At 72.6% G+C, this 9,804-nt stretch carries 11 protein-coding genes and 1 rRNA gene; 3 read left to right on the forward strand and 9 right to left on the reverse strand.

Annotated elements, in window-relative coordinates; genetic code table 11:
- Positions 1-63: 63 nt before the first annotated feature.
- The 3 genes from ACP4J0_RS23520 to ACP4J0_RS23530 are packed head-to-tail and all read right to left on the reverse strand — an operon-like array spanning position 64 to position 2,115.
- Entirely contained in the window at positions 64-969 is a 906-nt protein-coding gene (locus ACP4J0_RS23520) for an NAD kinase (RefSeq protein WP_426600646.1), read from the reverse strand.
- Positions 966-1,781, reverse strand: a complete 816-nt coding sequence (locus ACP4J0_RS23525; RefSeq protein ID WP_426600647.1) for a hemolysin — start codon at positions 1,779-1,781, stop codon at positions 966-968. The genes ACP4J0_RS23520 and ACP4J0_RS23525 overlap by 4 nt, the downstream gene beginning before the upstream one ends.
- A gap of 7 nt (positions 1,782-1,788) precedes the next feature.
- Positions 1,789-2,115 (reverse strand): hypothetical protein, encoded by a 327-nt coding sequence (locus tag ACP4J0_RS23530; RefSeq protein ID WP_426600648.1) that lies wholly within the window; start codon positions 2,113-2,115, stop codon positions 1,789-1,791.
- 42 nt (positions 2,116-2,157) lie between these two features.
- Between ACP4J0_RS23530 and ACP4J0_RS23535 the strand changes: the two genes are divergently transcribed.
- Positions 2,158-2,505: an SCP2 sterol-binding domain-containing protein gene (locus ACP4J0_RS23535; RefSeq protein ID WP_426600649.1), complete on the forward strand. Its 348-nt coding sequence runs from the start codon at positions 2,158-2,160 to the stop codon at positions 2,503-2,505.
- On the opposite strand, the gene ACP4J0_RS23540 is transcribed toward ACP4J0_RS23535, so the two are convergent.
- From ACP4J0_RS23540 to ACP4J0_RS23555, 4 genes are all read right to left on the reverse strand, one after another.
- Positions 2,489-3,376 (reverse strand): ABC transporter ATP-binding protein, encoded by an 888-nt coding sequence (locus tag ACP4J0_RS23540; protein ID WP_426600650.1) that lies wholly within the window; start codon positions 3,374-3,376, stop codon positions 2,489-2,491. The two genes, ACP4J0_RS23535 and ACP4J0_RS23540, sit on opposite strands and share 17 nt — an antisense overlap.
- Positions 3,373-4,410 (reverse strand): FecCD family ABC transporter permease, encoded by a 1,038-nt coding sequence (locus ACP4J0_RS23545; RefSeq protein WP_426600654.1) that lies wholly within the window; start codon positions 4,408-4,410, stop codon positions 3,373-3,375. Before ACP4J0_RS23545 ends, ACP4J0_RS23540 begins: the two co-directional genes overlap by 4 nt.
- 50 nt (positions 4,411-4,460) lie before the next feature.
- On the reverse strand, positions 4,461-5,507 hold the full coding sequence (locus ACP4J0_RS23550) for a FecCD family ABC transporter permease (RefSeq protein ID WP_426518365.1): 1,047 nt from the start codon (positions 5,505-5,507) through the stop codon (positions 4,461-4,463).
- Positions 5,508-5,604: 97 nt separating this feature from the next.
- A complete protein-coding gene (locus ACP4J0_RS23555) occupies positions 5,605-6,642 on the reverse strand; it encodes an HAD hydrolase-like protein (RefSeq protein ID WP_426600651.1) in 1,038 nt (345 codons plus the stop codon).
- Positions 6,643-6,714: 72 nt separating this feature from the next.
- On the opposite strand from ACP4J0_RS23555, the gene ACP4J0_RS23560 reads away from it, so the two are divergent.
- The gene (locus ACP4J0_RS23560) at positions 6,715-8,007 is read left to right on the forward strand and encodes a DUF1015 domain-containing protein (protein ID WP_426600652.1); all 1,293 of its coding nucleotides are present in this window, start codon (positions 6,715-6,717) and stop codon (positions 8,005-8,007) included.
- Between the two features lie 66 nt (positions 8,008-8,073).
- On the opposite strand, the gene ACP4J0_RS23565 is transcribed toward ACP4J0_RS23560, so the two are convergent.
- Positions 8,074-8,817: a hypothetical protein gene (locus ACP4J0_RS23565; protein WP_426554867.1), complete on the reverse strand. Its 744-nt coding sequence runs from the start codon at positions 8,815-8,817 to the stop codon at positions 8,074-8,076.
- Between the two features lie 57 nt (positions 8,818-8,874).
- On the opposite strand from ACP4J0_RS23565, the gene ACP4J0_RS23570 reads away from it, so the two are divergent.
- On the forward strand, positions 8,875-9,606 hold the full coding sequence (locus ACP4J0_RS23570; RefSeq protein ID WP_426600655.1) for a hypothetical protein: 732 nt from the start codon (positions 8,875-8,877) through the stop codon (positions 9,604-9,606).
- A 121-nt stretch (positions 9,607-9,727) separates the two neighbouring features.
- Here the strand turns inward: ACP4J0_RS23570 and rrf are convergent.
- Positions 9,728-9,804 (reverse strand): 5S ribosomal RNA (rrf, locus tag ACP4J0_RS23575); the annotation flags it as partial.

Raw genomic sequence — 9,804 nt, forward strand, 5'->3', positions numbered from 1 at the left:
GACGACAACGCCGCAGATGTGCGTGCCGGACCCCGCGACCCCGGCAAGATCCAAACGACACCCCTAGTGCGGCGCCCCGCGCCACCCGGACACCGGCAACGCGAACTTCGCCACCAGCCGGTCCGTGAACGAAGCGTGGTGCAACCGGGCCAGCCGGACCGGCACCGCGCCCCGCCGCACCTCCACCCGCGCCCCCGGCGGCAACTCCACCGTCCGCCGCCCGTCGCACCACAGGACCCCCGGCGGGATGTGCGGCAGCACCTCCACCACGAGCACCGAGTCCGGCGAGGTCACCAGCGGCTTCGCGAACAGCGCGTGCGCGCTGATCGGCACCATCAGCAGCGCCTCGACCTCGGGCCACACCACCGGCCCCCCGGCCGAGAAGGCGTACGCGGTCGACCCGGTCGGCGTCGACAGCACGATGCCGTCGCAGCCGAACCCGGTCACCGGCCGGCCGTCGATCTCCAGCACGACTTCCAGCAGCTTCTCGGCACCGGCCTTCTGCACGGCCGCCTCGTTCAGCGCCCAGTCGGTGTGCACGATGTCGCCGTTGCGGTGCACGACGACGTCGACGGTCATCCGCTCCTCGACCTCGTACGCCCGGCTCACCACCCGGTCGACGACCTTGTCGAGGTCGTCGCGCTCGGCCTCCGCGAGGAAGCCGACCCGGCCGAGGTTGACGCCGAGCATCGGCACTCCGGACGCGCGGGCGAACTCGGCGCCGCGCAGCAGCGTCCCGTCACCGCCCAGCACGATGAGCAGCTCGCACCCGTCGAGGCACTGCGGGGTGGCCTCCCCGACCAGCTCCACCTCGTCCGGCAGCGGCAGGTCGCGCGCCTCGGCCTCCAGGACGCGCACGCCGAGCCCGGCGTGCAGCAGCCCCTTGACCACGAGCTCCGCGCTGCGGATGGCGGCGGGACGCCCGGTGTGGGCGAGCAGGAAAACAGTACGCGCTCGGTTCTGTGTCAACTCGGCCCCTCCGCCACTGCACGGTCAACGTCGGCCGGGTCCAGTTCGTCGGCCCCGGCCCGCAGCCACAGAAAATACTCGACGTTCCCGGAGGGACCGGGCAGCGGACTGGCGGTGACCCCCTTCACTCCGAGTCCCAGCTCCCAGGCCGTCCGGGCGACTCCCCGTACGGCCTCGGCCCGCAGCTGCGCGCTGCGTACCACTCCGCCGCTGCCCAGCCGCTCCTTGCCCACCTCGAACTGCGGCTTCACCATCATCACGAGGTCGGCGCCCGGCCGTGTGCAGCGCACCAGCGCGGGCAGCACCAGTCCGAGCGGGATGAAGGACAGGTCCCCCACGACGAGGTCCACGGGCTCCCCGTCGATCGCGTCCGGCGTCAACTCGCGCACGTTCGTACGGTCCTTGACGGTGACGCGTTCATCCTGCTGAAGAGTCCAGGCGAGTTGTCCGTATCCGACGTCGACGGCGACGACGTGCGCGACGCCCGCCCGCAGCAGTACGTCGGTGAAGCCTCCGGTGGACGCGCCGGCGTCCAGCGCCCGCCGCCCCTCGACGACGAGCCCCTGCGGGACGAACACCGACAGGGCACCGGCCAGCTTGTGGCCGCCGCGCGAGACGTAGTCCGGGTCGCTGTCGTCGGCGCTCACCACGATCGCGGCAGCGGTCTCCACCTGCGTGGCGGGCTTGGTCGCGGCGATCTTGCCGACGGTGACCCGCCCGGCGGCGATCAGCTGGCTCGCGTGCTCGCGCGAGCGCGCCAGCTTGCGGCGGACCAGCTCCGCGTCGAGACGGCGGCGTGCGACTCCTGCCACGTTCGGTTCAGCTCCTGTGTTCGTACGACGAATGGGTCTCGTGGCCGAAAGGGCCACGTCGGGGGGTGGTGGTCGGGTGACGGTCGGGAGCCGGAGGCCCCGGGCGGGCGTCGAGCGCGGTCAGCGCGTCGCGCAACCCCCGGTGCACATCCTCGTACACCTCGACGTGTCCGTCCGTGGCCAGGTGGTCGGCGTCCGCCAGCCGTGCCAGCCGGGCGTCCACCTCGGCGTTCCCGGTGGGGGCGCGGGGGACGTCCAGGGGGGCGGGCGCGGCGGGCTCGTACGCGGGGCGTGCGTCCTCCGGCTCCCGGGGCTCCGGTACTGCGTCGCTCATGCCCCGACGCTACCGCGTACCGCTGAGGTACGGTCGGTCCCGATGGCGACGACAGAGGAGTGCCGCGCCGCACTCGAAAAGCTCTCGGACAACATGCGGGGCGCCGAAGGGGACGTGCGGTCGGCCACCGAGCTGGACCGCTCGGTGAGCTGTCACATCACCGACCTGGACGTCACCTTCGCCGGACGCATGGCGGACGGCCGGATCGACGTGCGCGAGACCCTGGACGGGCCGCCGCGCGAGAAGGCCGAGATCAGGCTGGCGATGACCGGCGACGACCTGGTGGCCCTGGTCGACGGCGAGCTGAACTTCGCCAAGGCCTGGGGCTCGGGCCGGGTGAAGCTGGAGGCGGGCCTGCGGGACCTGTTCCGCCTCAGGAAGCTTCTGTAACCGCCACCTTCTCGCGCTGGGCGCCGCCTCCGCCGCGCGCCTTGCGCGCGGCCGGCACCACCAGTGGCGTACCCGTCTCCGGGTCGTCGATGACCTGGCAGCCCAGCCCGAAGACGCGCTCGACGAGCTCGGCCGTGACGATGTCCTTCGGCGCGCCCTCCGCGATGACCTCCCCGCCGCGCAGCGCGATGAGGTGGGTGGCGTACCGGGCGGCGTGGTTGAGGTCGTGCAGGACGGCCACGAGCGTGCGGCCCTGCTCCTCGTGGAGTTCCGCGCACAGGTCGAGGACGTCGATCTGGTGCTGGATGTCCAGGTACGTCGTCGGCTCGTCGAGCAGCAGCAGCGGGGTCTGCTGGGCGAGCGCCATGGCGATCCACACACGCTGGCGCTGGCCGCCGGAGAGCTCGTCGACGTAGCGGTCGGCGAGTTCGGAGATGCCGGTCTGGGCCATCGACTCCTGGACGACCCGTTCGTCCTCCGTCGACCACTGGCGCAGGATGCCCTGGTGCGGGTAGCGGCCGCGGCCGACGAGGTCGCCGACGGTGATGCCGTCGGGCGCGATGGACGACTGCGGCAGCAGGCCGAGGGTCCGCGCGACCTGCTTGGCGGGCATCGACTGGATCACCGACCCGTCGAGGAGCACGCGGCCCTGGGTGGGCTTGAGCATCCGTGACAGGGCGCGCAGCAGGGTGGACTTGCCGCAGGCGTTCGGGCCGACGATCACGGTGAAGGAGTTGTCGGGTATCTCCACCGACAGTTTCTCCGCGATGACCCGCTGGTCGTAGGCGAGGGTGACGTTCTCGGCGGTCAGGCGGTTCACGTTGCTCCTTTGGTTGTTCAGCCCGCTGCGCTTGCCGGCGCCGGCGCTCATATCCGGCCCGCCTTGCGCTCGGTGACCAGCAGCCACAGCAGGTAGACGCCACCGAGCACGCCGGTAACCACGCCGACGGGCAGCTGGTCGGCGCCGAAGGCGCGCTGCGAGACGAAGTCGGCGCTGACCAGCAGGGCGGCGCCCATGCACAGGGACGGCAGCAGGTTGGGGCCCGGCGAACGGGTCAGGCGGCGGGCGAGCTGCGGCGCGGTGAGCGCGACGAAGCCGACCGGGCCCGCGGCGGCGGTGGCCGCGGCGGTGAGCAGCACGGCGGCCACCATCAGCAGCGCCCGCACACGCTCGACGCGCACTCCGAGGGCGTACGAGATGTCGTCGCCCATCTCCATCATCCGCAGCGCCCGCCCGTTGGTGAGGACGAGCGGGACGAGCACGGCGCACAGCCCGAGCAGGGGCCAGACCTGACTCCAGTCGCGGCCGTCGAGGGATCCGGTCATCCAGACGACGGCTCGGGAGGCGTCGACGATGTCGGCCCGGGTGAGCAGGTAGCCGTTGACCGCCGTGACGATCGCGGACATGCCGATACCGACCAGGACGAGCCGGTAACCGTGCACGCCCCGCTTCCAGGCGAGCAGGTAGATGGCGAGGCCGGTCACCAGGCCGCCCACGAGCGCGCCGACGGTGACCTGGGTCGAGCCGCCGGAGAACAGGACGATCATGGTGAGGGCGCCGGCCGTCGCCCCCTGCCCGAGGCCGAGCACGTCCGGGCTGCCGAGCGGGTTGCGCGAGATGGCCTGGAACAGCGCGCCGCCCAGCCCGAGCGCGGCGCCGACCAGCAGTCCGACCAGGACCCGCGGCAGCCGCAGTTCGTTGACGATGAACTCCTGGCCGGCGTCGCCCTCGCCGACCAGGGTCCTCAGCACGTCGCCGACCGGTATCGGGAAGTCGCCGGTGCCGATCAGCACGACGCTCGCGGCGAGCGCGACGACCAGCAGCAGGACGACGACGAGCACGGTCCGGACGTCGAGGCGGAACGAGAGCCCGCCCGGGCTTCGCACGGCTCGGGTGGTCTTCACGGTCCTCGCGGTCTTCGCGGTCTTCACGGTCCTCGCGGTCTTCACGGTCTTCACAGCTGGGCCGTCCTCCGCCGTCGTACGAGATAGATGAAGACCGGCCCGCCCAGGACGGCGGTGACGATGCCGACCTGGAGCTCCGAGGGCCGGGCGACGATCCGGCCGAGGACGTCCGCGCCCAGCAGCAGCACGGGCGACAGGATCGCGGCGTACGGCAGGATCCAGCGCATGTCGGGCCCGGTGAAGGAGCGGACGATGTGCGGGACCATCAGTCCGACGAACACGATCGGTCCGCAGGCGGCGGTCGCGGCCCCGCACAGCACGGTCGCCGCGAGCATGGACAGCGCCCGGGTGCGGTTGAGGTTGGCGCCGAGGGCCCTGGCCGTGTCGTCGCCCATCTCCATGGCGTTGAGCGGCCGGGAGAGCGCGAGGGCGAGGACCGTGCCCGCCACGAAGAACGGCAGCACCTCCTTGATGGTGCCGTTCGTCGCCGAGGAGAGCGAACCGACCGTCCAGAAGCGCATCCTGCCCAGCGCCGCGTCGTCCATGATCATCACGGCTTGGAGGTAGCCGAAGAGCGCGGCGCTGATCGCGGTGCCGGCCAGCACCAGCCGCACCGGCGTGGCCCCCCGGCTGCCGCCCAGGAACCAGACCAGCGCGCCGACCCCCGCCGCACCGGCGAAGGCGAACCACACATACCCGGTCAGGGAGGTGACGCCGAAGAAGGTGATGGCCGTGACGACCGCCGCGGAGGCACCCGCGTTGATACCGAGCAGGCCGGGATCGGCCAGCGGGTTGCGGGTGAGCGCCTGCAGTACGGCTCCCGCGAGGCCGAGCGCGGCGCCGGCGAGCAGACCGAGCACGGTCCGCGACAGCCGCTCGCCGACCACGACGTCGCCGTACGTGCCCGAGTCGTGGAACAGGCCGTGCCAGACCTGTGCCAGCGACAGGTCCTTCGCGCCGATCGCGATGCTCGCCAACGCGACGAGCACCAGGACCGCTGCGGAGACGGGCAGCCCGACGGCACGCAGGACACGGCGCTTCGGGGGCGGCGCGGGGGCGGTCTCCGCGCGCTGTTCGGGGGGACTGTCGACCAACACGCAGTTAGGTTAGCCTACCCTGCCAACCGATCACGATCCCGAGGATCATCCCCCGCACCCCCGAGGCCCGGCCCCGGCTCCTTCCCCGTACGACGGCTCACAACCCCAGTCGTGCCAACGCCTTTCCCGGATCGAGCTCGCACCCTGCTTCCCCGCCCGCGGTCCAGGCCGCCGCGCACAGCGCACGCAAGCCGTCCAGTGCCGCGCCCTCGCCCTCCAGCCGCAGCCGCTCCTCGCCGGCCGTGGCGGTCCAGCCGCCGCAGCGGAACCCGGCGCCCCCGTCTCCGTCGCCCGTGACCTCCGGCTGCCCGGTGAGCAGCCCGCGCAGATCGGCGTCGACGTACGTCGGCCGGTGCTGGGGCGGCGCCGCCAGCAGTTGGGCGCCGTCGGTCACTCCGGTGAGAACGAGCAGCGAGTCGACCTCCCCGTTGAACGCGCCCTCGATGTCCGTGTCCAGCCGGTCGCCCACCACCAACGGCCGCTGCGCGCCGGTCCGCAGGATGGTCTCGCGGTGCATGGGAGGCAACGGCTTCCCCGCGACCTGCGGATCGGCTCCGGTGGCGATCCGTACGACCTCCACCGCCGCGCCGTTGCCCGGTGCGATGCCCCGGGCGCCCGGGATCGTCAGGTCGGTGTTGGAGGCGTACCACGGCACGCCGCGCGCGATCGCGTAGCAGGCCTCGGCGAACCGCCCCCACGGCAGCTCGGGCCCGCCGAATCCCTGCACGACCGCCGCCGGATCGTCCTCCGCCGACTCCACCGGCTCCAGGCCGCGCTCACGCAGTGCCACCCGCAGCCCCTCGCCGCCGATCACCAGCACTCTGGCGCCCGACGGCACCTGCTCGGCGATCAGCCGGGCCACCGCCTGCGCCGACGTGATGACGTCGTCGGCGCCCGTCGGTATGCCCAGCTCGGTCAGGTGCGCGGCCACCGCGTCGGGGGTCCGGAGCGCGTTGTTCGTGACGTACGCCAGACGCATGCCGCCCGCGCGGGCCGTGGCGAGCGAGTCGACCGCGTGGTCGATCGCGTTCCCCCCGGCGTACACCACGCCGTCCAGGTCGAGCAGCGCCGTGTCGTACGCCTCGCTCAGGCCCCGCCCACTGCCCTCGGGCCTCGTCCTGACGCTCCGGCTCATCTGGTATCGCTCCTCGTTCGACGGCTTTCCCCCGATCATCCCCCATACCACTGACACACGTACGATGCCGGGATGAACTCTGCAGGTCCCCCGGAAGCAACGGCGCGCCGGGGCCTGGAACTCACTCCGTTCCGAGGCCTCCGCTACGACCCCGACCGGGTCGGCAGCCTGGCCGCCGTGACGTCCCCGCCCTACGACGTCGTGGTCCGCCCCGACGGCCTGCTCCACCTCGAGTCGGCCGACCCGCACAACATCGTCCGCCTGATCCTCCCCCAGGCCGCCACGCCCGAGGCCCGCAACGAACAGGCCGCCGACACCCTGCGGCGTTGGCTGGCGGAGGGCGTACTGACCGCCGACTCCGAGCCTGGCCTGTACGTCTACGAACAAAGCGACGGCGACGGCATGCTGCAACGCGGCATCATCGGCGCCCTCCGCGTGTCGGACCCCTCGGAACAGGTCGTCCTGCCGCACGAGGACGTCATGCCGCACGTCGTCGCCGACCGCGCGGCCCTCATGCGGGCCACCTGGGCCAACCTCGAGCCCCTGCTCCTCACCTACCGCGGCAACGGCGCCACGGCGGCCACGACCACCGTGGTGGAACGCACCGCCGAACAGCCCCCGCTTCTCGCGACGACCACGGAGGACGGCTTCCGCCACCGCCTGTGGTCGGTCACCGACCCCGACGACCTGACCCGCGTCCGGTCCGAACTGGCCCGGCACCAGGCCCTCATCGCCGACGGCCACCACCGCTGGGCGACCTACCGCACGCTCCGCGCGGAACACCCCTCCCCCAGCCCGTGGGACCACGGCCTCGTCCTCCTGGTCGACACGGCCCGCTACCCGCTCCGGGTCCGCGCCATCCACCGCCTGCTGCACGACCTCCCGGTGCGCGACGCCGTGGCCGCCCTGGAGGGCCACTTCCGCGTCCGCCGCCTCGACGTACCGCTGGCGGAGTCCCTGGACGCCCTCGCCGAGGCGGCAGCGTCGGGAAACGCCTTCGTGCTCGCCGGCGACGGCGCCTTTCATCTCGTCGACCGACCGGATCCCGGCCTGCTGGCCCGTACGGTCCCCACCGACCGCCCCGAGGCCTGGCGCACTCTGGACGCCACCGTCCTGCACGCCACGCTCCTCGCCCACGTCTGGCACATCCCCGACGACACCGCGGCCCACATCTCCTACATCCACGACACCGCGGCCACCGTCGAGAAGGCGGAACGCGACGGCGGTACAGCGGTACTGATGCACCCGGTCCGCGAGGAGGTCGTCCGCGACCTGGCCCGGCAGGGCGTCACTATGCCCCGCAAGTCGACGTCCTTCGGCCCGAAGCCGGCCTCGGGCCTGGTGCTGCGCGCGCTGGACCTGTGACACGGCACGACGAAGGGGCGGGACCGTGCGCCGGTCCCGCCCCTTCGTCGTCCTGCCCTGGACGCGTCAGTCCTGCTCGCCGCGCTCGTCCTCGACGGCGGGAGTCACCGCGCCGCCCTCGTCCTCGCGCTCGTCGAGGGCGTCCGTGAACTCCACGCCGTCCAGCTCGGCGAGCCGGTCGGAGGCGTCCGTGCTGCCGTCCCGGTCGGACTCCACGGCCTTCGCGAACCACTCCCGTGCTTCCGCTTCCCGGCCGGCGGCCAGCAGGGCGTCCGCGTAGGCGTACCGCAGACGTGCGGTCCACGGCTGTACGGAACTGGAGGCCAGCTCGGGGCTCTGCAGCGTCACGATGGCCGCGTCCAGCTGCCCCATGTCACGCCGGGCACCGGCCGCCACGAGCCGCATCTCGACCTGGCCGGCCTTGTCCAGCTTGTGCACCTCGGGGGCGCCGGCCATGTCCAGCGCCTTCTCCGGCCTGCCGAGGCCGCGCTCGCAGTCGGCCATGACCGGCCACAGCTCGACGGACCCGGTCATCCGCCGCGCGGCCCGGAACTCGGCCAGCGCCTCGCTGTACTTCTGGTTGGCGTACGCGGCGAACCCGCCCGCCTCCCGTACGGCGGCGACACGGGACGCCAGACGCAGAGCGATCTTGGAGTAGGCGTACGCCGCCTCCGGGTCCTCGTCGAGGAGCCGGGCGACCATCACCAGGTTCCTGGCGACGTCCTCCGCGAGCGTCTTGGGCAGGCTCTGCAGCTCCTGCCGTACGTCCTTGTCGATCTCGTCGCCCGTGACCTCCTCCGGGATCGGCAGGCGCTTGATCGGCTCGCGGTCACGGTCCCGCTCCTCGCGGAAACGGCCTCCGCCGCCGTGCCGGTCATCACGTCCACGGAACCCACCGGGACGCCCGCCTCGGTCGTCGCGCCGGGGCCCACCACGTCCACCGCGGTCGTCCCGGCCGCGGAAACCGCCACGGTCGCCCCCGCGGCTGTCCTCACGCCGACCGAAGCCGCCGCGCTCGCCGCGGTTGTCGTCACGTCGGAAGGGAGGGCGGTCGCCACCACGGTCATCGCGCCGATCGTCACGGCGGTCATCGCGCCGGAACGGCGGGCGATCGCCACCACGGTCGCCACGGTCGTCACGCCGGAACGGGGGACGGTCGCCACGGTCGTCACGCCGGAACGGGGGACGGTCGCCACCACGGTCACCACGGTCGTCACGCCGGAACGGCGGGCGGTCGCCACCCCGGTCATCGCGCCGATCGCCACGGCGGTCATCGCGCCGGAACGGCGGGCGGTCGCCACCACGGTCACCGCGGTCGTCACGCCGGAAGGAGGGGCGGTCGCCACCACGGTCATCACGGCGGAACCCGCGATCCCCGCCGCGGTCACGATCGTCACGACGCGGTCCACGGTCACGGTCGTCACGACGGTCATCCCGTCGGTCGTCACGACGGAAGCCACCGCGCTCACCACGGTCGTTGTCGCGACGGAACCCGCCACGGTCCCCGCGCTGACCGCTTCGGTCGCCGCGGTCACCACTGTCCCGTCGCCGCTGGTCGCGCTCCGGTCGGTCGTCGGGAGAGTTGGTGGGCATCGGTGACTCCTGTCTTCGGTACTGCAAGTCATTCTCGCGCAACCGGGTACCCGATGCGCTCTGGAAAAACGAAAGGACCCTTGGTCCCCAGCTGAACGCTGGGGACCAAGGGTCCTTTCCAAAGATTGTTCGGCGGCGTCCTACTCTCCCACAGGGTCCCCCCTGCAGTACCATCGGCGCTGTAAGGCTTAGCTTCCGGGTTCG

The sequence above is a fragment of the Streptomyces sp. WG7 genome, from assembly GCF_049975785.1.
In the GTDB taxonomy this organism is placed as follows: Bacteria; Actinomycetota; Actinomycetes; order Streptomycetales; family Streptomycetaceae; genus Streptomyces.